Annotated in this window: 20 protein-coding genes; 7 read left to right on the top strand and 13 right to left on the bottom strand. The window is 45.3% G+C overall.

What is annotated here, in order from left to right; genetic code table 11:
- Positions 1-6: 6 nt before the first annotated feature.
- The 4 genes from DOM22_RS08945 to DOM22_RS08930 all read right to left on the bottom strand — a co-directional run bounded on the left by DOM22_RS08945 (position 7) and on the right by DOM22_RS08930 (position 5634).
- The gene (locus DOM22_RS08945; RefSeq protein ID WP_246845943.1) at positions 7-1005 is read right to left on the bottom strand and encodes a type II secretion system protein J; all 999 of its coding nucleotides are present in this window, start codon (positions 1003-1005) and stop codon (positions 7-9) included.
- On the bottom strand, positions 1005-1454 hold the full coding sequence (locus tag DOM22_RS08940) for a hypothetical protein (protein ID WP_142700027.1): 450 nt from the start codon (positions 1452-1454) through the stop codon (positions 1005-1007). The genes DOM22_RS08945 and DOM22_RS08940 overlap by 1 nt, the downstream gene beginning before the upstream one ends.
- Positions 1454-4579, bottom strand: coding sequence for a PT domain-containing protein (locus DOM22_RS08935; RefSeq protein ID WP_142700026.1), 3126 nt, complete (start codon positions 4577-4579; stop codon positions 1454-1456). Before DOM22_RS08935 ends, DOM22_RS08940 begins: the two co-directional genes overlap by 1 nt.
- A 125-nt stretch (positions 4580-4704) precedes the next feature.
- Positions 4705-5634 carry a cation diffusion facilitator family transporter gene (locus DOM22_RS08930; protein ID WP_142700025.1) on the bottom strand — a complete coding sequence of 310 codons (930 nt, stop codon included), beginning with the start codon at positions 5632-5634 and terminating at the stop codon, positions 4705-4707.
- A 57-nt stretch (positions 5635-5691) separates the two neighbouring features.
- Here DOM22_RS08930 and DOM22_RS08925 point away from each other — a divergent pair, with 57 nt between their 5' ends.
- Positions 5692-6609, top strand: coding sequence for a heme A synthase (locus DOM22_RS08925; RefSeq protein ID WP_246845914.1), 918 nt, complete (start codon positions 5692-5694; stop codon positions 6607-6609).
- 3 nt (positions 6610-6612) lie between these two features.
- Here DOM22_RS08925 and DOM22_RS08920 read toward each other — a convergent pair whose 3' ends face one another.
- Positions 6613-7230, bottom strand: coding sequence for an LON peptidase substrate-binding domain-containing protein (locus tag DOM22_RS08920; RefSeq protein WP_142700024.1), 618 nt, complete (start codon positions 7228-7230; stop codon positions 6613-6615).
- Positions 7231-7286: 56 nt separating this feature from the next.
- Here DOM22_RS08920 and DOM22_RS08915 point away from each other — a divergent pair, with 56 nt between their 5' ends.
- Positions 7287-7697, top strand: a complete 411-nt coding sequence (locus tag DOM22_RS08915) for a thiol-disulfide oxidoreductase DCC family protein (protein WP_142700023.1) — start codon at positions 7287-7289, stop codon at positions 7695-7697.
- Here the strand turns inward: DOM22_RS08915 and DOM22_RS08910 are convergent.
- Entirely contained in the window at positions 7682-8095 is a 414-nt protein-coding gene (locus tag DOM22_RS08910; RefSeq protein WP_142700022.1) for a (deoxy)nucleoside triphosphate pyrophosphohydrolase, read from the bottom strand. The two genes, DOM22_RS08915 and DOM22_RS08910, sit on opposite strands and share 16 nt — an antisense overlap.
- 83 nt (positions 8096-8178) lie before the next feature.
- On the opposite strand from DOM22_RS08910, the gene DOM22_RS08905 reads away from it, so the two are divergent.
- The 3 genes from DOM22_RS08905 to DOM22_RS08895 all read left to right on the top strand — a co-directional run bounded on the left by DOM22_RS08905 (position 8179) and on the right by DOM22_RS08895 (position 11786).
- Positions 8179-9786 (top strand): Na/Pi cotransporter family protein, encoded by a 1608-nt coding sequence (locus tag DOM22_RS08905; RefSeq protein ID WP_142700021.1) that lies wholly within the window; start codon positions 8179-8181, stop codon positions 9784-9786.
- Complete coding sequence (locus DOM22_RS08900; RefSeq protein ID WP_142700020.1) at positions 9786-10124, top strand: DMT family protein; 339 nt, start codon at positions 9786-9788, stop codon at positions 10122-10124. Before DOM22_RS08905 ends, DOM22_RS08900 begins: the two co-directional genes overlap by 1 nt.
- A 66-nt stretch (positions 10125-10190) precedes the next feature.
- Positions 10191-11786, top strand: coding sequence for a hypothetical protein (locus DOM22_RS08895; RefSeq protein ID WP_142700019.1), 1596 nt, complete (start codon positions 10191-10193; stop codon positions 11784-11786).
- On the opposite strand, the gene DOM22_RS08890 is transcribed toward DOM22_RS08895, so the two are convergent.
- Positions 11783-13945, bottom strand: a complete 2163-nt coding sequence (locus DOM22_RS08890) for a cation-translocating P-type ATPase (protein ID WP_142700018.1) — start codon at positions 13943-13945, stop codon at positions 11783-11785. The genes DOM22_RS08895 and DOM22_RS08890 overlap by 4 nt on opposite strands.
- Before the next feature lie 162 nt (positions 13946-14107).
- Here DOM22_RS08890 and DOM22_RS20190 point away from each other — a divergent pair, with 162 nt between their 5' ends.
- A complete protein-coding gene (locus DOM22_RS20190; protein WP_142700017.1) occupies positions 14108-17425 on the top strand; it encodes a DUF3857 domain-containing protein in 3318 nt (1105 codons plus the stop codon).
- 56 nt (positions 17426-17481) lie between these two features.
- The gene (locus tag DOM22_RS08880; protein ID WP_142700016.1) at positions 17482-17922 is read left to right on the top strand and encodes a hypothetical protein; all 441 of its coding nucleotides are present in this window, start codon (positions 17482-17484) and stop codon (positions 17920-17922) included.
- On the opposite strand, the gene DOM22_RS08875 is transcribed toward DOM22_RS08880, so the two are convergent.
- Genes DOM22_RS08875 through yajC form a run of 6 tightly spaced genes read right to left on the bottom strand, consistent with a single transcriptional unit; the run spans position 17919 to position 23960 of the window.
- Positions 17919-18488 carry a DUF366 family protein gene (locus DOM22_RS08875; protein ID WP_142700015.1) on the bottom strand — a complete coding sequence of 190 codons (570 nt, stop codon included), beginning with the start codon at positions 18486-18488 and terminating at the stop codon, positions 17919-17921. The two genes, DOM22_RS08880 and DOM22_RS08875, sit on opposite strands and share 4 nt — an antisense overlap.
- A gap of 5 nt (positions 18489-18493) precedes the next feature.
- Entirely contained in the window at positions 18494-19189 is a 696-nt protein-coding gene (gene queC / locus DOM22_RS08870; RefSeq protein WP_142700014.1) for a 7-cyano-7-deazaguanine synthase QueC, read from the bottom strand.
- Positions 19186-20928 (bottom strand): single-stranded-DNA-specific exonuclease RecJ, encoded by a 1743-nt coding sequence (gene recJ, locus DOM22_RS08865; RefSeq protein WP_246845913.1) that lies wholly within the window; start codon positions 20926-20928, stop codon positions 19186-19188. The genes queC and recJ overlap by 4 nt, the downstream gene beginning before the upstream one ends.
- A gap of 34 nt (positions 20929-20962) precedes the next feature.
- Entirely contained in the window at positions 20963-21916 is a 954-nt protein-coding gene (secF, locus tag DOM22_RS08860; RefSeq protein ID WP_142700012.1) for a protein translocase subunit SecF, read from the bottom strand.
- Between the two features lie 14 nt (positions 21917-21930).
- Positions 21931-23619 (bottom strand): protein translocase subunit SecD, encoded by a 1689-nt coding sequence (secD, locus tag DOM22_RS08855; RefSeq protein WP_142700011.1) that lies wholly within the window; start codon positions 23617-23619, stop codon positions 21931-21933.
- Complete coding sequence (gene yajC, locus DOM22_RS08850) at positions 23619-23960, bottom strand: preprotein translocase subunit YajC (RefSeq protein WP_168196612.1); 342 nt, start codon at positions 23958-23960, stop codon at positions 23619-23621. The genes secD and yajC overlap by 1 nt, the downstream gene beginning before the upstream one ends.
- Between the last annotated feature and the right edge of the window lie 25 nt (positions 23961-23985).

Genomic DNA, 23985 nt, shown 5'->3' with positions numbered 1-23985 from the left:
TTCATTCTATTTCAACTCTGCTTTTTCAATTTTGAAGTAAATCATTTTTTTGACCACTGAATCACGACGAAACAAAACTCGCCCCACACCGTCAGCAAGCAATGTGGGCTTTTCAAACTGACCATCGCGATACTCCGCCATAAAAAAATTCGCTGGAGCAAGCTTATAAAGATCTGCATTTTTTTTCGTATCAGGTTCGATGTAATACTTTACAAGTCTAGCAGCACGCACACGCACCACCGTCTGACCGCCCCCCACAGAAGGTACATTTCTTAAAAAACCGTCAAGGCTCGGGATCGCATCCCCGCTGTCTGGTTCAGTCATATTAAAAAGCCCTGCAGCCTCACCTGAAACATTTTGTAAAAGATCGCTTCCAGAAATAACAGCGCCCAAATAAAATGAACTTCGTGGTGGAATCGTTTTATCAATGACATCCCCAACACTGGGACGAATACGGCTGGGAGTATCATAAAACAAAAGGTGCCCGACTTTCCAAAAGCCAGGACGACCGCCATTACTTTCATTTGAAATCCATTTCCTATTTTTTTCACCATTGAATTCCAGTGTTGCTGGAGTATTTGGATCTGCGGGTTCTGGACCGACATCATAGGCCCACATAGGGTCATAGGTTAAAAGTGGGCCTGCCGCTGAATTTTGAGAGAAAACGAAAAATGAATCCTTCCCACCTAGCTTTAAATTCAATTCGCGATCGGCCCGAACTTTTAAAATGTTCTCTGTGATATCGGGATAAAAATCATAAAAGTTATTTCCATGGTCGTCTTTAACGATAAGATTATTGTAGGAAATATCGATGCCACTTAAATCTTTGAATAGGATCCTTTCAGCCAAATGCTGATCAACGGAATCATCCAGTTTTCTAATCATCTCGACCTGTTGTTGAGACATTTTCACCTGAACTGAAACAATAATAGAAATCACGATCGCGAATAAACCGATCCCGAGCATCATTTCCACTAAAGTTAAGCCTTTTTGATTTCTAAACATCACTTCGCACTCACTATAAAGTTGTAGTCACGATAGGTCTCATGCGGGAGCCAGCTTTTATGTGAAAGACGAAGGGTCACCATGTAAAGACCCCGATACTTGTCGAAAGGCTGAATGACATACCCATAGGTTCCCTGACATCGATCACACTGACCTTTTTCAGCCACCACACCGACATCCCACACCATGGGAAGATTTTCCGGCTTTAATAAAGTTTCTAGCGCTGCTTTATCAAGATTGAAATTCACCTGGTACTTTTGTACGCCCGCCTTGATGTTTTCAGCGATATCAGCAATCTGCCTATCCGTAGCGGAATCCAGCAAACTATCAGACGTCGTTTTACGAAGCTGCACCAAACCACCAAAAAAGATAAGACCGATAAAGGAAATCAATCCCAACGCCACCAGAGATTCAACTATTGTTTGTCCCCGAGAATTAAGTTTTTTCATTACATTCCCAACCCTTCTCTGGATTGCTCAACCACGAAATAACGAATAATACGACGTTTGCATGTTGGAACTGTCTGTTGTTTTGCCGGATCCACTCCACAATCAGGATCCACCGCCGTCCACTTGAAAGGATCCGCCTTCGCACGCAGACTGATCACGTTACAAGCCATGCGATCTGCAGTTTCTTGAATGGAAGGAATGGGATGCCAAATGGGAGATGGTAAATTATCACACTTCGCGACGTTATCTGGCTCAGTCATGGGTTTCAAAATTTTTCGTGAACGCAAGATACGCGTAGATTGCGGATGATAAATGCTACTCCACTGAATTCCGATACGAATGGCCTGTTCATTGATTTTCAAAGTCTTACCAATGATAAAAGTCCCAATGATTGTCAGAGGCTTCGTACGTCCACCCTCGATAGTCAAATTGTCACAAGTATAAAAACCCGTGACAAAGTTTGTACCGGCTTTAATGACACAATTTCCAACGATGGAATTCACTAAGAATTCAGTACTGTCTGAATTAAATATTCTTTCTTCCAAGATCGGTTCACTTTCGTGTCCCTTTTCTTTAGGAACGGAACTATCAACACCCGCAAAATTCCATGAAGAACGTGTACCTCCGGCAAAGCTTGTTCCCCAGTTTGCGGCTCCGAAGGATTGAGAGTTCATGTTGTCGTAAAAATCTTCACAGGCTTGCGCAATGTCGGTTGAATTACCGGACTCATCTTCTTCTGTGCCAGAGGTGTTAGCTGTGGCAGAAAGCCCCGAAGGTCTTGTGATATTACCAGCACTATCAATAGAATAATTGAGATAACCAAGCAAATGCGTGGGGCTGTTTGCATCGGGCGCAACCGGTATACTATTCCAATAAGTTCCATCATAGGCTTTAAAACGGACCGAAAAAACGGTGATCTTATTTCCATCAGTGTCGCGTAAGTTAGCTGCATTTGTTAGGTTCACAGATAAATAGGCGCGGTCCAGATATTCACGACCACTTCCCGTTTTCATCGCATCCATCTCAATCGTAAATTTCGGAGGATTGTCGATCATTTGCTGATAATCGGCCAGGGCCGCTGTAGCTGAAGACACAGTGGCCTTTGCTTCCGAATTGTTTTTATCATTCGCTGGAATCTGAACATTTTTTAAATCAGCAATATGCGCCTGCAGATCATTGATCTTTTTGTTTAAAGCATCGATCTCCTGGTTCAGCTTAGCTATCGTATCAGGATTTTGATACAGGGATGGATCTCCCACGGTTGCTGTCGGAGTTGGAGTTGGAGAAGGACTTGGAGAAGGACTTGTTGTCGCTGATGGTGAAGGAGTCACACTGGCCGACGCTGTCGGAGTTACCGAAGGAGATACGGTCGGAGATACAGATGGTGAAGCCGTCGGAGAAGGACTCACAGTTGGGCTGGCACTCGGACTTGCCGTGGGGCTTGGACTTACGGTCGGACTCGGAGAAGGGCTTGCGTAAACTGGTTTTGCCAATTCTGCATTCAATTCATCTTTCTTTTTTGCTAAATCTGTATTTGCAGCGGCTAAATCAGTATTCGATTTATTTAAATCAGATTGCAGAGCATTCGTTTTGTCAGAGGACTTATTGATCGTATCGTTAGCTTCTTTAAGAGCCGCTTCCAAATTTTTACGACGATCTTCATTTACAACCTGCGGCTGCAAAACAGCTGTCCCGTATTTCGTCATATCAAATATCACTTCGCGATAGTCTGATCCAATCCCGTAGGCCAGAATGATGGAAGTTACTGCCCCCGTGGTCGTTGCATCACCATACTTATTAATATTCGTGACAGAGGCTGTCCCCGGCTTCCACTTTTCAACATTCGGAGCTGGAATCGGATTTTTTTGCGGATAGTACTGATTATAGTTACTCAAAGTAATTTTATATTTGGATTTTTGCGTGGAACCGTCAGTTGAATCATCAACCATTTTTGCTTTGATCTTAGAAACTTTCATGGTGCCAATGTCGACTGTCTTTTTATTATAATCGGCACAAATACGATTCCAGTCAAAATCGCCGGCGGGCAAATTACTCACTTGCCCAGACATCACTTCCAATCCGGCATCAGAACTTCCGTCATTTTCAATTCCATTTAAAAAACCACCAAACACGCGAGAGTCCGACCAATACCGGTCTGGCAAGCCACCCAGGGTCGCAGGAGCATAGGGATTTCCGTCGGACTTTAATATCCACCCATTCCCCATATAAACTCGGTCTGCAAATGTAACCGCAGCATAGTTCGAAGTCCCTGCATCTCCGGTGTCATTCGGTAAATAGATGTTACCGTTCACAAACACCGGACTATTAAAGACAAGCCCCGTGCTTGTACCGAGTGAGGCTCGGTCATTAAACTTGTGAAGAATCACGTCGCCGTTTGTCGTAGATGCATTCCACGACTGATCCATATGAAGATCCTTAGGCAGCACCAAAGCGAAGGAACCCATTTCCCGGGGATAAATCGCAATCTGTGATCGAACACTTAAAGGTACGCGTCCCACTTGGATCACTTCGTTGCCATCATCTAATAACGAAGCTTCGGCCATTATGTAAACTTCGCGTCCTGCCTTGGGTAAATAGCCACTGTTTTCAGGACGATTAAGTACGATGTGAATTCCTTTAACCTTGATCACTTGACCGTTTGTTTCATTCACAACTGTTTTTAAAGCATCCACGATCGGAAACAAGGGATGTGCTGGAGAGACCGGAAAGTTTAACATCAGGTCAATCTTATCCAGGCGCAGCTTACTCATATCGGCATCATGCGGTCCGATATTGGCACCGGCTGCGACCATCTCTCTTAAAGATTGAAGTTGCTCATCTGACATAACCAGGCGTTCAACATTCCCTGCGTGCTTCCAATTACAAGCATCGATGTTTTGCAAAATCGTTCCGTTGTCGAAGCAATACTTTTGACGAACACCGAATACGACGTAGTCCATCGCACTATTCACTGCGAATTTCAACGTCACCACATTTTTAGTTTTTACGATTTGTTTTCGTTGAGCGATTACGTAGGCCGACAAGAAATAGAAACTGATGCCCATAACCACGATCGCGGCAAGCACCTGCAATATAGCGTTCCCTGACTTGTTTTTCACCGACATAGAAGCCTCGTTTGATCGCTCCTTATCGGAACAAAACAAACAAGACACCACGAACATCCGCGAGTTGTCGTGATTTTTCAGATCCTTATAGAAGGTTCCGAATATAATGAGAACAATGTTTCAGCCTAGGCGTGATGAGGATCGACACAGGAAACGCCCATAAGTTCTGTTTCAATAGTCGCTTCTATGATCCCAAATTCTTTCACTTGTTTTTTAATCTGGTGTTTCACAGCTTCCATATCGGCCGGAGTTGCATCCCCTTTTAGAACTACGTGAGCGGTAAAAACGTGATTTTCTCCATCTAAAGACCATAGATGCGCGTGATGAACATCCACGACAAGCGGGTTCATTTTGATATTGTCAGAGACAGATTCAACAGAGGCCCCCGTTGGGGAAGCCATCAAGAAAACCTTCATTGCTTCACGCAGGTTTTTAAAGACGTTAAATAAAATCCACAGCGACAATGTCACGGCAAGTCCCGCATCCACTTGAGGAACATCCCAAAACTTCATTACCAAGGCGCCGATCAAAACCAAAACCCAACCCAAAACGTCTTCGATCATGTGCCACATTAACATGCGTTCATTCAATGAAGTGCCTTTGGAAACTCGCAGTGCCGCAAAACCATTGATGGCCACTCCGAACACCGCAAGAATCAACATCCCATCAGCATGAACCTGCTGCGGGTTCAAAAGACGAGGGACCGCTTCAATCAAAATAAAAACGGAGCCGATGATCAACACCATGCCCGTAATAACAGCGCCTAAAACAGAAAAACGACGATAGCCATAGGAAAATTTCTGATCACTGGTTTTGTGAGAAACTTTCTCCATCACAATAGCAATAATCATCGCCAACGCATCCCCAAAGTCATGAAGAGCATCACTCATGATTGCAACGGAGTTCGTCAAATAGCCACCCACCAACTCCACCAAGGCAAACCCCAGGTTGAGAATGAATGCAAAGCGCATACGTCCGATGACAGCTCCATGGCTGTGATGGTGATGATGGCCTGAGCTATGACTGTGATGATGATGGTGATGTTGATTACTCATGCGGTCTATTAGAGCCGTTTATTGACCGAGTTTCAAGCCCGTGATAGCCCTTTGCCCATGATGACACGAACTCAATACAAGAAACTTGCATTTGGGCTTTTGATTTACACGATTCTGGTGATTCTGTGGGGCGCTTGGGTGCGTATTTCTCACTCTGGCGACGGTTGTGGCGATACGTGGCCACTATGCCACGGCCAGTTGATTCCTGAAGCCCAACGCGGGAAAACCTGGGTCGAGTATGGTCATCGCCTGATGTCGGGTATTTATGGTTTTGTCGTGATTTACTTTTTCTGGATGGCGCGAAAACTTTATCCAGTCGGTCACTTTGCACGTAAAGCCGCCGTGGCAACGCTGATTTTCATGGTCACCGAAGCGCTCCTGGGAGCAAAGCTTGTTCTTTTTAAACTCGTGACAACGAACGATACACCTTATCGTGCCTTCGTGATGGCCCTGCATCAGGTGAATTCATTTATGTTAACGGGGGCTGTGGCTTTGGCTTATGCAGCAGCCGCTTTGAATGACACGACACCGACTCCCCTTGCGAACTACAAAAAGTATAAACTGCTTCCCTGGATTATCGTAGCTCTTGGTACGACCGGTGCCTGGGCGGCCCTTTCAAATTCCCTGTTCCCGACTGATAATATTATGGAAGGTTTGCTTGCGGATTTGTCTTCAGACTCTCACTATCTAATTCGCCTGCGCGGACTTCACCCGGTTCTTGCGGTTGTGGGGGCAGGAAGCCTGGCTTTGTTTTTCTGGCTTAAAGCGCAGACCACGGAAAACGTTCTGCTAAAGAAAAAATCTGTACAGATGAGTGTGATCTTGATTGTGCAAATTCTGTTTGGCTTCAGCACGCTCTTTTTACACGCGCCTACCTGGATGAAAATCACGCACCTTTGCTTGGCGCAGGTGATTTGGGTGGTTTTACTTCAATGGGTTTTCTTCACGCGCAATCCTGCGCCGACGACGACTTAAACCTTAAGTCGTCAGTTCATTTGATTCAGTCAGACGGTGGAGAAAATCCACCTTTTCGTTAATATCGTTGTACTCAAGCACCATCTGCTGCAAGTCGTAATCGCGCACCATGTAAGAGGCAAAGGCTCCCACAACTTCTTCGGGGCGATTTAGATTTCGCAAAAACATGTCCCGCTGAGCAGGATCTGGGATGTGTGTGTGAATCCAGCGAATAAGAACTTTATTAAGCGCATGCAGGCGCACTAGGTGATGTGGATCGACGATTGTTTGCTCAGGAATGATTTCAGACTGACAAACGATGTAGGGAGTTTTGTAATCCACAGTATGTTTCAAACGTAACTTGCCTTGCCCCTGCAAAAAGACCAGAAGAGTTCCATTCACTCGTTCTTCGATAATTTGGGCATAGCCGTAGCCAGCGATTTCACGGACAAAAGGCACTGGCTCACCCGGAGGAACCGGAGCAACTTTGGATGGATCCTCGATATAACCCATGGCGATCGGAATATTATTGGCCACAGCATTTTTCACCATGGTCAGATATCGAGGCTCAAAAATATTTAGGGGTTTGGTCGTATGCGGAAACAACGTCACATTGACCAAAGGAAACAAAAATACTTCCATTCGTGAGGCCCCCACAGCTTGTTTAAGTAGTATAATGATTGTAGCCTGGGATTGCTATGGAAAAGGAAGATGTAAAAATGAGAAATGTGGTGTTTTTCGACGGCGTCTGCCATCTTTGTAATGGCTTTGTGGATGCTGTCATTACTCGCGATCCACAGCATCGTTTTTTGTTCGCCCCACTCCAAGGTTCGACGGCGGAGGCGCTTCTTCCCGCTCAAGATCGCGAGAACCTGGATACAGTGATCTACTATGAGTCAGGTAAGATCTATCACCGATCTGCGGCGGTACTTAAAATTCTTTCGGGTTTGGGTGGAGTCTATGGTCTGTCTCGACTTGGGTGGGTCCTCCCTGGATTTATCCGAGACAGTCTCTACAAACTTGTCGCAAAAAATCGCTATTCATGGTTTGGAAAAAGAGACTTTTGCCGCCTTCCCACTCCAAATGAACGAACTTATCTTTTACCTTGAAGCATCTCTACAAAAGGTCGATCCGCGGCTGAGAGCTCTTCTTTGACGATTTCATCGGCCTTTAACCATTTCATCGCATCGTGCTCAGTTAAAATAATCTCTGAACTCATAGTCAATGCTTCGTAAACTCTCAGACGAATGGTTTTCGAAGGATAAGCGAAATCCTGCTCACCAATAAACTTGCCTACGGTGATAGCAATTCCGAGTTCTTCATCAATTTCACGCCGAAGCGCTTGCTCGGGCGACTCTGAAGGCTCCACTTTTCCCCCGGGGAACTCCCAAAATCCTGCACCGCTTTGTTCGGGGCCTCGACGCACTAGCAAAATGCGCTTATCCGAGTCATTTTCTTTACGAATGACTGCAGCCACTACCAAAACGGGCTTTTTTAGATCCAACATCGGAAACTCCTTCGAGGTAGACTCAGCATAAATCAGAATTGCTGCTTCCTAAAACTAAAAAAATGCTGCTAAAATAATTCTTTATGATCAATACAGAGAATTCCTTCTTTATTTTACTTGTCAGCGGTGTTGCGCTCTTCCTATACGGAATGTCTATCACCAGTTCGTCGCTGGAAAAGTTGATGGCTGGTAAGATCACAAGCCTTTTAAATCATCTTTCCCAAAGTAAAATTTTGGCCATCCTGACCGGAGTGGGCCTCACCACTCTGATGCAAAGTTCGGGCGCTGCGACCTCCATGCTTGTGGGCCTGGGCTCCGCTAGAGTCATTAACTTACGTCAGGTCATGGGTGTTATCATTGGGACCGCGATTGGTACCACTTTGACCGTACAATTGATCTCTTTTGATCTGACTCAGTATGCACTTCCCGTTTTTGCAATTTCATTTGCGTTTTATTTTAAAGCCAAAAAGACTGTTTTCAGAAATCTGGCACTGGCCTGCATGGGTTTTGGATTATTGTTTCTAGGTCTTAAGCTGGTATCCACGGCCTCTCATCACTTTGCAGAAAATCCGATGCTAACGGAGTTCTTCCAAAGTGTTCGTGACAATCCTGGGTACTCGTTGATGATTTCTATCGTGTTCTGCGCGTTTGTGCAAAGCTCTGCGATCACGATCGGCCTGGCGATGAGTTTGGCAGCGGTGAAAGCGATCACTTTTTACGATGCCATGATCTGGGTTTACGGAGCTAATATCGGAACGACGTCGGTTGCATTGATTTCCGCAGCGGGCGGCAACTACATCGGGCGTCAGGTCGCCTGGGCCCATTTCTTTTACAAAACCATAAGTGTCGTGATCTTTTACCCCTTTACGCAGCTCTTTATTGATTTCTTAATGACCTTTGACTCGACTGTGGAGCGTTCGATTGCGAACGCCCATTTGATTTTCAATATTATTTCAGCGATCCTTTTTTATCCGTTCATCGATAAAGGGGCTCAGTGGATTGAGAAAATGTTCCCGAAAGCCGCCTCTGAGGAATTTGGTACAGAGTTCGTAAACATGAACAACTACCAGAGTTCGGCCCTGGCAGTGTCTTATGCGAACCGCGAAATCATGCGCACGGCCGATATCGTGATCGGCATGATCAAGGATTCGATCAAACTTTTTGAAACCAATGATCCAAAGGTTTTTGATTCGATCAAAGATCGCGACAACAAGGTCGACTTCCTTTACCGCGAAACAAAAATGTTCTTATTGGACCATGCTAATAAATCCAGCACCGTAGTTCATCAAAACATCATGAACATGATCATGTTTCTAAGTGACGCAGAACGTGCGGCGGATGCAATTGACATCAACATTTTGGCGCTTGCGATTAAAAAGAATGCTTTAAAACTGGAGTTTTCTGGTGAAGGCTGGGCTGAAATTCGCGAAATGCACGAACAAGTTGTGAAGGTTGCTGCGATGGCGGTCAACGCTTATCAAAACCGTGAGCTCTGCGAGGAAGCCATTCAGCTGAAACGGGATTTGGCGAAGCTTGAAATTTCTTTGCGCGAAAATCATATCAGCCGCTTGAATCGCGGCCTGAATACTTCGATCAATACCAGCTCGATCCATTTGGATTTATTGAGTGAGTATCGTCGCATCGCAAGTCTTCTGTGCAATCACGCCTACAATCAAAGGACCCATAAGTAATGCTTCAATACGTAAGCCCTCTTGTCCTGCTGTTGATTTCCAATATCTTTATGACCTTCGCATGGTACGGGCATTTGAAAAGTCTTAAGAGCTCAGCCCTTTGGATCGCCATCGCGGTCAGCTGGGGTATCGCCCTGTTTGAGTATATTTTCCAGGTACCGGCTAACAGATTGGGTTCCCAAGTTTATACTTTGCCGCAACTAAAGATCATCCAGGAAGTCATTACGATGGTGGTCTTTGCGGGATTTTCTTATTGGTATATGGGTCAACCACTTAAGATGGATTACCTCTATGCGGGGCTTTGTCTCGTGGGAGCGGTGTACTTCCTGTTTCGCTAAACTCTCATTTCGAGACCAAAATCCAGCCATCTGGTTTTTGGTCCCATTTCAAGATACAATAGTACTATGAAGTTTATCCTGATACTCGAAGATGATGAGAGAACAAGTCAGGATCTATATGAAAGCCTGAAAAGTATAGATCCTCAGCTTCATATTCGCTTCTTCAAGAATCTTGCAAGCTTCCATGAATTTCTGAAAATTGCCGTGCATGAAGGCGCTAAGGCTTTAGCTGGTGCTGGCACGAAACACCCCTCAGACCTTTCCGACTTAACCGAGCCCTCCATCGCGGATGAACTTCGTCTGGTCATTGCAAAAGATGAATTCCTGGGCACTAAAAATTTGGGCCTTGTTCGGCGCGCCCGTGACTTTTTCATTCGTAAAAAAATGTGTTCTGAACAAGAACCCACCGCTTTGATTTTGACGGCTTTTGAAAGCCCTACTTTTGATATCAAGCTTGCCGAAGATCGCATTATCAATAACGTCCTTTATAAGCCGTTTGATAAATTAATCGTCAAAGAGCATCTGCAATACGCTTTGACGGGTCACCACCCTGTGACAAGCTCAACACTGACTGCTGCGAAGATATCAGCGACTATTGAAATGCTTAAAGATATTCAGTTGCAGTCATTGTCTGAGATTGGGTTTACAAGTTTGAACAATCACGAGATTAAAATTGGTGCGATTACCAAGTACTATAGCGATTCCTTTTCTTCTGATAGCAAGAAAAGTTTGCTGGCTGTTTGTGTCGCTTGTAAAGAAATCTCGATCAAAGAGTATCTTTGCACCTTCCAATTTGTCGCTGCGGATCCAGCCCAAATCGCCAAGATCCGACGGGACATTTTGCAAAATAAAAACCATCAAACCTTGGATTTACAAACTCCCCTGGGGAATTTGAAAACTCGCATCATTCTTTTGAATGATGACGAGCCCTTGGATATCGAGTTTAAAACGATGCTCAATCAGCGCTTTCAAAATGTGGAAGTCTTTAGCTATAAAAGCCAGGGGCAACTTCTTTCTGACCTGCAGGATTTAGACAGCAAAGAACGCCAAAATCCTCCAATCAATCCTGATTTGGTCATCATCAACTATCACATGCTGGATATCGAGAAAGAGAAAACTTGGAACGCGCTGGTTGAAAAAATGAAAGAACGCGCAAAAAAACACAGCACGGAGTGGAAAGAAACTCCCCAGCTGATTATTGTTTCCCGCACTAAAATTAATCCACCAGAAGTGGCTGACATGAGTCGCTGGTGTAAAGACATTTACTTCACACCGCTGGACAAAATGTATATTGCAAAGAAACTTATCACGAACTTTGCGATCACCACCGTGGAACCGACAACGCTTCCATATGTTAAAGCAGAGCTTGATGCGAAAGTAGCGAATCCTGTTGAAATCACGCAAATCTCTGAAGCTGGAGTTGTGATGAAATATCACCGTGCAATCAGCACGGGAGCTTTCCGCGAATTCATCTTATGGCGTATGGAAGAACATCAAAATCCTGAAATCATCGCGACGGTCAATTATTCTGAAGAAAACAAAACTGATGAAGGTTATTTAAACCATTTCGTCTTTTTCGGAATGAAGGACGCCTACCTTAAACACATTCGTCTGTGGTTGGTGGACGCCTATATTAAATCCAAAGAAAAAGACTCTGCTTAAACTTTCTTTTTCTTAAGCAATAGAGAATTGCTGACTACAGAAACTGAGCTCATCGCCATCGCGGCCCCTGCGATCACAGGATTTAACATCCCTAATGCGGCGAGCGGAATACCCAGAGTATTATAAATAAACGCGAAGAATAAATTCTGACGAATCTTTTTTAAAGTGACTTGCGAAAGTTTCACTGCGTGAACAATAGACATCAAATCGTTATTCATCAAAGTGACATCCGCCGTTTCAATGGCGATATCCGTTCCTGACGACATAGAAAAACTTATGTCCGCCATAGCCAGCGCTGGGGCATCATTGATTCCATCACCCACCATAGCGACCACGTGTTTTTTACGTTTCAGGGATACGATGACATTGGCTTTGTCAGTTGGTTTAACACCATACCTAAACTCAGTGATTCCGACTTGCCGAGCGATTTCTTTTGCGGTTCCTTCGTTATCCCCGGTTAACATTATCACCGTGATACCCAGGTCTTTTAATGCGGCAATAGCCTGCTTCGAGGTTTCACGGACTTTATCGGCAACGGCGATAAATCCTAATACGTTCGTTTCGCTTGCTAGGACCATCACTGTTTGCCCGTTGTTTTCAGCGTCTTTCATTTCTGCAGCAATTCCCTGACCATTCAAAACCCAATGAGGACGCCCCAGACGGTAATGCAACCCTCCAATCACGCCTTCGACGCCAAGACCGGTCACAGATTTGAAATCTTTCACCTCATACGATTCAAAACCCTTGCGCTGCGCTTCGGAGATAATCGCATGTGCCAAGGGATGCGAAGAACCTCGCTCAAGACTTGCTGCGAGTTTCAATACGTCATCCGAGGTGTGTGCTGTTACGACGGGATGTCCTTCCGTGATCGTTCCGGTTTTATCTAAAACCACGTAATTGACTTTCTCAGCTTGCTCCAGGGCTTTTGCATCTTTGAATAAGATCCCTAGGGGAGCCGCCTTCCCGATCCCCACCACCACTGCAGTGGGCGTTGCCAAACCTAAAGCACACGGGCAAGCAATCACCAGAACTGATACGGATGAAATAAACGCCGCCTGCAAATCACCCATAATCAACCAAGTTGCAAAGAAAGTTACAATGCTAACTGCAACCACGACGGGCACAAAGACTCCTGAAATCTTATCTGCAAGCCTTTGGATGGGGGCTTTGGATCCTTGAGCTGCTGAAACGATTTTAATAATTTGTTCAAGCTGAGTCTTAGATCCCACGCTCGTAGCGCGAACCTGCAAAACTCCATCTTGATTTAGAGTGGCCGCAAAAACATGATCCTGAATACTTTTTTCCACGGGCATGCTTTCACCGGTCAACATAGATTCATCGATGGTCGATGAACCTTCCACCACCACGCCATCTACAGGAATAGACTCAGCGTTTTTTACCAGGACGACGTCTCCCACTAAAACATGCTCAATGGAGGTTGCGACCCACTCACTGCCCTTTTTGACCATCGCTGATTTTGGCTGCAGGCGAATCAAGCTTTCTACCGCTTCAGAAGTTTTTCCTTTCGCGCGGGACTCCATCAATTTTCCTAAAAGAATCAGAGTGATCACTGCTGTACTGGCTTCAAAATACACATGCTGTTCGTGCCAGTTTAAAACGGTCACGACCACACTCAATAAATAGGCCATGGATGTGCCTAAGGCGACAAGAACATCCATATTGGCACTTTTATTCCTTAACGCATAATAAGATCCCCGGTAAAAACGCCAGCCAATCCAAAATTGAACAGGGGTCGCGAGAACAACCTGAAACCAGCGAGGCAAAAATTCGTGATGACCGGAAAACATCATCACCATCTCCAGCAAAAACGGAGCTGTTAAAAGTGCGGAAACGATAAAATGAGTCAGATCACGACGATATTCCGCAGCGGCTTCATTTTTAAAAGCCTGAACATCTGTTGGCGAGTTCATTTCAAAGGCTTGATAACCAACTTTTTGGACCGCCTTTATCAAATCCTCTGGAGCCACAGATTCTGAATGTTCAATATGCGCTTTTTCAGTCGCAAAATTCACCGTGGCCACAGCTCCAGGAATGGCATTAAGTGTTTTTTCAATCTTTGCAGCACAGTTTACGCAAGACATCCCCACCAATTGAAGATCCGTCACTGAATTTGAATGTTCTGATTGCTGCGATTCCATAAAATCTCCCTGCTGTAATATTAGGGCACAAGGTCGAGGTTTGTGACAGATTCCTATACAAAAAACAGAAAAATCAGCGAATCAATTTGAGAACGGTAGGTCCAGGAACAATATAAACAGATAACTAATTAAGTTGGGCCCTTAAAATCCGAAAAAGATAATATGAAAACACGACTGATTTCACTAACATCGCTAGCTTTCTTGTTTATGTCATTTTCTGCCCAGGCTGATTGGATGCAAGAACAAGAAATGCCGTTCACCATCGTGAATAGCTCTCATGAAGCCATCATCGACAAAAATGGTTTTGCCGAATCCACTTTGGAATCGGAAATGAAAGTGATGAATGAAAAAGGTCGTAACGAATTGGTATTACAAACCATTCCCTTTGCTCCGGATGCAGCCACAGTCACTTTTATCAAAGGCTCCACTTTCACGGATGGTGTTGAGTCACCGGTAAATCCCAAGGATGTCACAACAAGAAGCGCCAAGGGCCCCCAACAAGGCATCAATCACCTTCGCGAAATGGTCATTCCCTTTAACAACATCAAGATTGGCTCCATCACTAAATACACAGTAAAAATGAAAACGAAAAAGAACCTTGTTAAAGGTCTTTTTCAACAAACTTATGTGATGGGTGTGCACGCTCCGGAATGGGCTGGCCGTGCAAAAATCAAGTCTTTGCTGCCTCTGTACGTGAACGTCAACGACCCTTGGAAAGTTCTAGAAACCAAAGAAAGCAAAGAGGGCGAATATTACGTTTTTGAATTTAAACAAGTTAAGCCTCTGTTTAAAGTTCCGGAAGAAGCCCTGGCGATCCTTCGCAAAGACCAAATCTCCCGTGTTGACGTCAGCACCATGAATAACTGGGCTGAATTTATCACTCCCGTTTCTCAAAAATGGGAAAAGATCCTGGCTGTAAAAACATTGCCAGCTCCGTTCACGCGCATTGTGAATAAAGCCAAAAAAGCCGCAACGACGACAGAAAAAATCGATATCGTGACGTCAGAGCTTGCCAACGTCATGACTTATTCAGGCAACTGGACAAGTCTTGAGAAGATGTACATCGCGCAACCGTTAAAAGATATTGCTCGCACTAAAACCGGAGACTGCAAAGACTTCTCTTTAGCGACGACGGCGATGTTAAGAGCCCTGGGGCTGGATGCGAAGGTGGCCCTGGTTAAACGTTCAGGCCTGGAAGAATTGTCTCGTTTAAAACCAGAACTATCGGCTCCGGAGCTGGTTAATCCTTCTCTTTTCAATCATGCGATCGTAAAAGTTAAAGATGGAGACAACATCCTTTGGGTGGATCCGACCAACATGGTGAGCAACTCTGGCTATGTGTTTGCGGATATCGCGGGTTCACATGCGATCGAAGTCAGCGACCAGGCGAAAGCTTTGGAATACCTGCCCTACCCAAAATCCGGCGAGTCCCTTCTGACATTTGATAAAACAATCAAAATCAATCAAGACAATACCTCCGACACGACAACAAAGTTTGAAGCGACGGGCGAGTACGCAAAATACATGATCGAAGCCTCCTTAGCAAAAAGCGAAGACGCAGGTAAGAAAACAATCATGACTTACTTGCGCTCGAACCCTGAAAACTCCAAAGGAATGTACGAGGGAGTTAACTTCCGAAATCGTATCGTCAATAAAATTTCTGGAACTCAAAAGACTATTGGCGAAGAGCTCACCACTTGGCATGATCAAAAGCTTTATCTGGACACGGGATTCCCGCAGACTGTTTTATATACGATGGCGCTTATGGGTTACCGTGTGACCGATGCGAATCTTATCGCACGTTACTCGGAAAAAACCATCACTCACGTGAAAGGTTTTGATTTCGTTGGCTATCAAGAAGGCTGTTCGATTTTCACCCCCTGGTACACGATTTCCCGCGACTTTATCAAAGAAGACGGTGGTTTTAAAATCGTCGATGATATCGCCTTCAATGAAGTGCGCATCTCTGCTAAGGATTTAAATTCAGAAAAATTCCAATATATGACGGGAGATATCCCCGAGTGCTTTAAAGGCCGCCAGGTTTTAATCAACCCGATTGCACCGGCAGCAACCCTGCAAAGCCGTCTGGAAGACTACACGATCGTTAAGGCCAACGAAAAACTCGACATCGGTGGACCAAAATCAATTCAAGGCGCCCATGATGCTTATCACATCGCAAACCAGATCTTAGACAGAGATTCTGAAAACAAGGACGCTTTGCTAGTTAAAGCTCGCGCCCTAAGACGCATCAACTATATTCATAACGGTGTGGATAGAAAAGAATACTTGGACCTGGCGTCGCAAATTGTAGACAAGCTTAATAGCGCTTACCCGAATGATCCAAAAATTCTGCAACAGAAAACGTGGATTCTTTTGTCTCGGGACGATAAATCAAGTCTTTCTAATACTTTCAATCAGACCTATAAGGCCTCTCAAAAAGATTTTGATTTGTATTTCCTGGGCGGAAAGGTTCTGGAAGAATTAAATCAAAATCAGGCGGCCATTGGCTCTTACAATAAAGCACTTGAGATTGCCCATAACAATGCCGACAAAGCCCGTGCTGGTGCTGCCTTGGGTGAGTTGTTAATTCAACAAGGTAAAGTCGAAAATGGAATCGCATTTTATAAATACGCGATCAAGGCCGACCCAGGTAATTCTTGGCTTGCTGGTAATTTCACGGCTTACATTCAGCAACTTGGCCGCTGGGATGATGCCATCTCCGTGGGCGAAGAAGTTGTGAAAACAAATCCCTACGGCATGGCGAAGAAATCTTTAGCCGATGCCTATGCGGGCAAGGGTACAAATATCCGCACTCAAGCGGCTAAGAATCCCCTGGATCAAGCGAAGTCTTTAGATACGGCTGAACAGCTTTATGCCAAGGGTCTTTCTCACTCGCCTGACAATGAAAAATGTCTGAAGGGACTGGCAGAGGTTTATTTTGCAAGAGCGATGACCGATTTCAATCCAATGACGGCGCAAAAGTCCTTGCGCTATATCGATAAAGCTATTGCCGGCAAAAAAATCAGTTCAGAGGCTTTCATCCCGATGAGAAACACTTTGAATATGATTGTCTCCGGCACACTGCGCTCGATGCCAAAAGATAAGGCCGCAGCTTTAGCAAACCAGGTGACTTCTTCAACACCGGTTCACATGGTTCAAGCAGAACCACCTAAGCCGCCATCGCCATCACCGACAGTCGCCATCGTACCGAATAAAACACCAGCGAGCGTAACTGCACCAGCGCCAATGGTTCCGACGACAGAAGCTCCGAAGTCGACTCCGGCAGTTACGGCACCTGCAGTACCACCGCCCCCAGCCCCTGCTGAGTCTCCCTCAAAAGCTCCAGCTAGCGTAACACCGCCAACACCAGCTCAAGTTCCGGCTGCGAGTGCGACACCTGCTGGAGTTAAGACTCCAGCTGCGCCTCCGGTCGCACCAGCGGTATCCGCAGCTTCTCCAGCGACCAGTCCCGCAAAATAAAAATTCGCTGTCACAAAGTAAGCTCCTGATTCCTATTACAGGATAAGGAGCCCGCCATGTTTTATAAAACCCTACTTACCATTGCCTTAGCCACCTCTCCTCTTTTAGTCCAAGCCCACGGCGAAGATAGCCCTGGTCCCAATGGCGGGCACATAAAAATGCCAGGACCTTTTCATACCGAGCTTGAAATCGACCCAGTTCAAGGTGCTCATATTTTCTTATTGGACATGGAATTTAAAAATCCCACTGTTCAAAACTCTTCAGTGACGGCGGTTTTCCAAGGAAAAGGCCGCGCAAAAGTGATCGCATACAAATGTGGAATCATGGGCGGAAATCATTTTCACTGCGTGCCGCAAGGAAAAATATCAGGCCAAGGCCAGCTGAAAATCAAAGCTGTTCGTGAAAATGCTGTGGGTCATGAAGTCGTCTATGATCTACCTTTAAAAAAATTCACCGAGACCACGGGTGTCCCGGCGGTAGATCATTCTCGACACTAAGGAACAGGGCGAACTTTTTGAGTCGCCGTAACAATCGTCTCGTATTCTTTTTTAAATAAAGTCATTAGATCCTCCGCAGTTCTGCGGGGATCTACTTTCCAGTCATTCAGACAGGCTGTTTTTACCGGAGTGCCTTCATTCGTGATATTCATCGCAAAATGCACCATCGTAGAAACCGGCGAACGAGTGGCGATACTGATGGAAAGTTTGCGATCTCCCCAATAGATGTCGTCACCATCGCGGATCAGTGTTTCAGTTTTTAAAGCACTCCCCGCATGGGCCTGCATATAATCGCGGGCAATCGAGGCAAACAGGCGTTGCAACGCCACTCCACTAAACAGATCACGATCGAACACTTCAATAATGAAGTGAAGCATCTCATCGCCAGCGATCACGGCGTTCGCCAGCAAATCCTCTCCGTCGACCATATGAGAAAACGGAATATCACAGCGGCCGATCCAGGAAATAATGGAAGGCCCCAAAACCCCGTGCTCCAGATACGCAAACAAGGAATGAAGCTGACTGCCATCGTAAGCGAATTTTTTTTCAATAAAATGCATTTCCATGGCGACTACTCCTTAAAGAGGTTTTTCACGTCAACATTTGCCGAGGCAAAGGCGCGCTTCGCACGCTTACAAGATTCACACTGCCCGCACCACTCGTCCCCGGCGAAATAACATGGCCAGGTCAATTCCCAAGGAACATCCAGGCCTTGCCCTAAAAGAACGATCGCAGGTTTATTTAAGTGAGCCGTATAACAACCCACTGTCACTTTGTTGGAAGTGGAAAATGAGAACGCGTGAGTTGCCGCTTTTAGATAATCAATTGAGTTATCAGGGAAGGTCGCGGCTTCTTCAGCATTGAATCCCGGAATCACGGAGTCTGCACCCAAGGCTTCTGCATAAGCAGCAGCGATATTTAGGAAAATCCCATTGCGATTGGGAACCCAAACAGATTTTGCAGATTCCGCAGATTTTTCCATATTGTCGATTTCAACATCATTGCCTGTGGGAACTTTTTGATCATCGACCAGCAAAGAGGACTTGTTAAATTCCTTAAACCAAGTCACATCCAAAACTTTATGGGGCACACCTAAGAATTTCGCAATTTTAGCAGACTGCTCGATTTCCTTTTTTGCTGCCTTTTGACCATAATTAAACGTCAAAGCCAGCACCACTTCGTGATGGTGCTTGATCGCTTCAAAAATATTAACAGTCGAGTCTAAGCCCGACGACAAAAGGACAACGACTTTTTTCTTATTCTTCATGACATGGCCTTCAGATCACGAATCAGGATTTGTATTGTTTTTTGCCCAGCAAAGTAATTCCACTGAAGCTCCCCTAAGATATCATAAAAACCCGGCACCGTGTGCAAAGTTTCCACCTGACGAGGAGTCGGTGTAAATAACAGGGCTTCCATCGTCGCGTTGCTATCAGGATCAAACAGCTTTAAGCGCAGATGACCACCCTTAAGCTCGCGTTTGGATAAAATCTGAATATTTGAAAAATGAATTAATGGAATCGCAAAGCCTGCCCCAAAAGGACCGACAAAATCATACCACTTCATTAGGCTGGCGCTGACTTCGGGAAGACTTGCTTGAACATCGTAAAAGATTTCTAACGGCTTTGGCTTTTCGCGAAGATCCGAAAAATGCCCGCTCAAACGATCCACAAACTGAGCGACTTTCGTTTCTGCGATTTCAAATCCCGCTGCCGCCGAGTGACCACCAAAACGGCTCATCAACTCTGCTGCCGAACCCATCGCCTCGACCAGACATGCTTCCTGACCTTGTGGCAAACGAGCGGATCCGACGATCATACCGTCATCACCCACAGAACCGACGAAGGCTGGTTTGTTATAGACTTGAGTCAGCTTCGTCGCGATCAAACCGACAACACCGCGGTGGAAATTTGGAGAAGCCACAAATACAAAGTCTTTATGTGGCCACTCTTTAAGTAATTCTTGAGCTTCTGTTTCTGCATCACTTTGAAGCTGAACGCGCGTCGAGTTGTTCTTCATCACCTGACGAACCATATCGCGAGCTTTAGAAACATCATCTAAAAGAAAAATATCAATCGGAAGAATCCCCGATTCCATTCTGGAAAGTGCATTTAATTTGGGGGCAAAGCGAATCGCCACGTCTTGGCTGGTTAAAGCACGATCTTGCAGATCCAACTCTTCAAGTAATGCTCGAAGTCCGGCTCTTTTCGTCTCGGCAAGTTTAACCAAACCGTGTTTTACCAACACGCGATTATCGTCAACCAACGGGACCATATCGGTCAAAGTACCGATCGTGAAGTAATCTAAGACTTCTTTTAAATCCCAATTGTTTTTAGGCAGTTCGGCGTGATCATGAAAGTATCTTTTCAATCCGCGAAGCAGATAAAATGCAACTCCCGCACCACATAAATAACCTAAACCACTTTCGCAAGTTCCCTGATTGGGATTAATGATCACGTAAGCTTGAGGCAAAGTTTCTGCTGGCAAGTGATGGTCCGTAAGGATCACATCCACACCCAACTCCCGAGCCTTATCGATCGCCGCATGAGCGGTGATCCCGACGTCGACAGTGATAATTAAAGACACACCCTGGGACTTTAACTCTTCCACCGCTGCCGCATGAAAGCCGTAACCTTCAGACAAGCGCTTGGGCTGATAGTGCAACACTTCGGTAAAACCCAAAGCCTGCATACCGGTTTTTAAAAGAGCGAGTCCTGAAGTCCCATCCAAATCGAAATCCGCATAAATGCAGATCTTTTCTTTATTGAGATAAGCTTGTCCCAGACGCTCCAGTGCTTGAGACATCCCCTTTAACAAAAGAGGATCTTTCAAATCTACGAGCTTTGGAAATAACAGCTTTTCAACTTCTTGAGGTTGAGTGAATCCACGCGCAGCCAAGAGCTTACCGATCAAGGATGGCCATTGCCCCTCGACTTTCTCAGGTGTCGCCACCTCGGTATCTGATTCTCTTAACTTCCACAATGGATTCACAAATTCTCCAAGCACAAAGGCCCCGTAAGGGGCCTTTGGTTTTTATTAACTAAGCTTTAGCTGTTTTCTTACCCGTCAATTTATCCATCATCAAGACAACCGGAGCTGCCACGTAGATAGATGAGTAAGTACCGAACACGATACCCACGCAGATCGCAAAGGCGATATCACCAACTGTACCACCGGAGAACAACCACAAACACAATGCTGAAGTGAATACTGTTCCGGAAGTCATCAATGTACGGTGTAACATGTCGTTAATCGCTTTATTGATGATGAAGGCATAACCTTTATCGTGGTAGTGCGAGTCAGTTTCACGGATACGGTCGAACACGACGATCGTGTCATTCAGCGAGTAACCGATCAATGTCAGAATCGCCGCCAAGATAGGTACGTTTACTTCTTTACCCACAGCCACGAAGATCGCCAAAGTGATCACCGCATCATGGAACAAGCAAAATACTGCACCCGGCGCGTATTTATAGTCGAAGCGAAGTGCCACGTAGATCAAGATCACAAGCAAGCAATAGAATACCGCTAGCAATCCGTTACGTTTCAATTCTGCACCCACCTGAGGACCTACCGTATCAACACGGCGAATTTCAGGATTGTTTGCTGCGAATGTTTTAAGAACGATGTCCTTAATCTTAGCGATATCTGCATTCAAGATTTCATTCGTTTCTTTATCAGTAGCACCTTGCTTACCTTGGAAACGGATGATGAATTCATCATTATCACCAAAAGATTGAACGCCCACTTCACCTAGGTGCAATTCATCAACAGATTTACGAACCTGATCAATGGAAACACCTTTATCAAATTTTACCTGGAACTCGGTACCGCCCTTAAAGTCGATACCGTAGTTGATGCCTTTCACGCCCAAGTAAACCAAAGAAATAACTACCAACAAAACCGAGATACCAGTGAAAAGGTTTACTTTACCGATAAAGTCGTATTTGCCAGAAAATTCAGTTGCCGTAGTTTTTGTATTATTATTAGCCATTTTTTCTACCGATCCTAGATTGACAACTTTTTCACGTTAAATTTGTAAACCAATTGATCCACGATCACTTTGGAGAAGAATACGTTCGCGAACAAAGTCGTAACGATACCGATCAACAAGTTCACCGCGAAACCACGCACTGGGCCCGTACCGAAGTACAAAAGCACCACAGCTGTCGCACCCGTCGTTACGTTGGAGTCGATGATCGCAGACATCGCACGGTTGTAGCCTTCTTTGATCGCCACTTTCAAACTGTGACCAGCTGCCAATTCTTCCTTAATGCGCTCATTGATCAGAACGTTCGCATCCACCGCAAAACCGACCGTTAAGGCGATCGCGGCGATACCCGGAAGAGTCAGAGTTGCACCGAATGAAGTTAGAAGCGCCAAAACACCCAAAACGTTCACAGCCAAAGCAACAGTCGCCACAACACCCATGCCTTTGTAGTACATAAGCATAAATAGAACGATCAGTGCAGCACCGATATAGGCACCCATTTTAGCTTTATTGATAGAGTCAGCTCCCAATGTAGGACCTACGCGACGTTCTTCCAATTGCTCCAAAGACGCAGGCAATGCACCCGCACGAAGAGCTGTGGAAATCATTTTCGCTTCATCCATCATTTGGTTACGGTCACGACCGCCGCCCAAAGTGATAGTTGCAGAACCACCCCCAATACGCTCTCGAATGCTTGGAGCAGATTTGATGATTTTATCCAGAACGATCGCCATTTGCTTACCAGCGTTTGCACCCGTCAGGTCGCTGAACTTAGTCGCGCCCGCAGAGTTGAAACGAAGAGTTACCATCGGAGCGCCATATTGGTCATAACCAACAGAAGCGTCATCCAAGGCAGAGCCAGTTAGATCTGTATCTGTTTTAAGAAGATACGGAACGGCGCCAGCTTCCATTGTCGCGGCATTCGAAGATTTCTCGAAGTACACAACAGACTTTTCAGGCAATTTACCTTTAAGGTCGTTATTGATACGAGTGACGTAGTCAGAGTACTTCATGCCTTCCAATTTATAACCGCCAGCTTTTTCAGCTTCAGCAATCAAAACTTGAAGTTCTTGAGGAGTTTTTTCGTGAGACACGATCATGAAATCAAGTTTCGCAGTTGTATTGATCAACTGTTTTGCTTTTTCAGCGTCGGCCATACCCGGCAATTGAACCAGGATACGATTTGCACCTTGTTGAGAGATTGAAGGCTCCGCCACACCGAACTCATCGATACGGTTACGGATCGTTTCAATCGCCTGCTGGATCACGCGATTTTTATAGTCATTCAAATAGGCATCGAAATAACGATAAGTCGCTGTTGTATCCGTCGTGCCAACCTCTTGCAGGTCTGCAGGATGTTTATCAGCCATGTATTTAAGAACTTTAGCTTTGTCTCCCGCCGCAAAATGCAGAGTCAACTCGCCTGACTCAGGCTTTTCAGATTTAACGTCAGTCAATGCGATGTTGTCTTTCGCAGTGTCTGCTTTAATGGATGCCATTAAACGAGTCGTGGATTCTTTCACCACGCCATCAACGTCAACACCCATTACAAGATGCAAACCACCTTGAATGTCCAAGCCATAGTTCATTTTTTGCTTAGATGGCCACCAAGAATTACCGAAGTTAGCGATATTCGGCATAAACCATACGAGAGCCAATACGATACCAGCGGCCGCGCCGATGGTTCTCCAACGTAGTCCTTCCATTATTTCTTTTCCTCTGTTGCTGCTTTCTGAGTTGTCGCGATTTGAGTACGAAGCATTTTAACTTTCACGCCATCCGCGATCTCTACAGTCACGAATTGGTCAGTGATGCCTTCAAGACGACCCAAAATACCAGAAGACGTGATGACTTCGTCACCGCGCTTAAGTTCAGTCAAAAACTTCTGATGTTCTTTTTGGCGTTTTGATTGAGGTCGGATAATAAGGAAATAGAAAATAACGAAGATAAAGATGAATGGGACAAACATCTCAAGAGTGGATGGTTGGCCGCCTGCTGCTGGAGCAGATTGCGCGAATGCTGCATTAACTAGTAGTCTGAATAACATGATTCCTCCAATGATGACGCTAAAA

This window comes from Bdellovibrio sp. ZAP7, assembly GCF_006874645.1.
Classification (GTDB): domain Bacteria; phylum Bdellovibrionota; class Bdellovibrionia; order Bdellovibrionales; family Bdellovibrionaceae; genus Bdellovibrio.
The sequence above is the reverse complement of the archived record's forward strand: the minus strand, read 5'-3'. Positions and strand labels throughout refer to the sequence as shown.

Excerpts from the sequence above, each read along its gene's own strand:
- DOM22_RS08935 (WP_142700026.1), bottom strand. The coding sequence starts at position 4,579 with ATGTCGGTGAAAAACAAGTCAGGGAACGCTATATTGCAGGTGCTTGCC.
- DOM22_RS08890 (WP_142700018.1), bottom strand. The coding sequence starts at position 13,945 with ATGGAATCGCAGCAATCAGAACATTCAAATTCAGTGACGGATCTTCAA.
- yajC (WP_168196612.1), bottom strand. The coding sequence starts at position 23,960 with ATGTTATTCAGACTACTAGTTAATGCAGCATTCGCGCAATCTGCTCCA.
- DOM22_RS20190 (WP_142700017.1), top strand. The coding sequence starts at position 14,108 with ATGAAAACACGACTGATTTCACTAACATCGCTAGCTTTCTTGTTTATG.
- queC (WP_142700014.1), bottom strand. The coding sequence starts at position 19,189 with ATGAAGAATAAGAAAAAAGTCGTTGTCCTTTTGTCGTCGGGCTTAGAC.
- DOM22_RS08910 (WP_142700022.1), bottom strand. The coding sequence starts at position 8,095 with ATGTTGGATCTAAAAAAGCCCGTTTTGGTAGTGGCTGCAGTCATTCGT.
- DOM22_RS08905 (WP_142700021.1), top strand. The coding sequence starts at position 8,179 with ATGATCAATACAGAGAATTCCTTCTTTATTTTACTTGTCAGCGGTGTT.
- DOM22_RS08875 (WP_142700015.1), bottom strand. The coding sequence starts at position 18,488 with ATGGAAATGCATTTTATTGAAAAAAAATTCGCTTACGATGGCAGTCAG.
- DOM22_RS08940 (WP_142700027.1), bottom strand. The coding sequence starts at position 1,454 with ATGAAAAAACTTAATTCTCGGGGACAAACAATAGTTGAATCTCTGGTG.
- DOM22_RS08895 (WP_142700019.1), top strand. The coding sequence starts at position 10,191 with ATGAAGTTTATCCTGATACTCGAAGATGATGAGAGAACAAGTCAGGAT.
- DOM22_RS08880 (WP_142700016.1), top strand. The coding sequence starts at position 17,482 with ATGTTTTATAAAACCCTACTTACCATTGCCTTAGCCACCTCTCCTCTT.
- DOM22_RS08915 (WP_142700023.1), top strand. The coding sequence starts at position 7,287 with ATGGAAAAGGAAGATGTAAAAATGAGAAATGTGGTGTTTTTCGACGGC.
- DOM22_RS08930 (WP_142700025.1), bottom strand. The coding sequence starts at position 5,634 with ATGAGTAATCAACATCACCATCATCATCACAGTCATAGCTCAGGCCAT.
- DOM22_RS08925 (WP_246845914.1), top strand. The coding sequence starts at position 5,692 with ATGATGACACGAACTCAATACAAGAAACTTGCATTTGGGCTTTTGATT.
- DOM22_RS08945 (WP_246845943.1), bottom strand. The coding sequence starts at position 1,005 with ATGTTTAGAAATCAAAAAGGCTTAACTTTAGTGGAAATGATGCTCGGG.
- DOM22_RS08920 (WP_142700024.1), bottom strand. The coding sequence starts at position 7,230 with ATGGAAGTATTTTTGTTTCCTTTGGTCAATGTGACGTTGTTTCCGCAT.
- DOM22_RS08900 (WP_142700020.1), top strand. The coding sequence starts at position 9,786 with ATGCTTCAATACGTAAGCCCTCTTGTCCTGCTGTTGATTTCCAATATC.
- secD (WP_142700011.1), bottom strand. The coding sequence starts at position 23,619 with ATGGAAGGACTACGTTGGAGAACCATCGGCGCGGCCGCTGGTATCGTA.
- secF (WP_142700012.1), bottom strand. The coding sequence starts at position 21,916 with ATGGCTAATAATAATACAAAAACTACGGCAACTGAATTTTCTGGCAAA.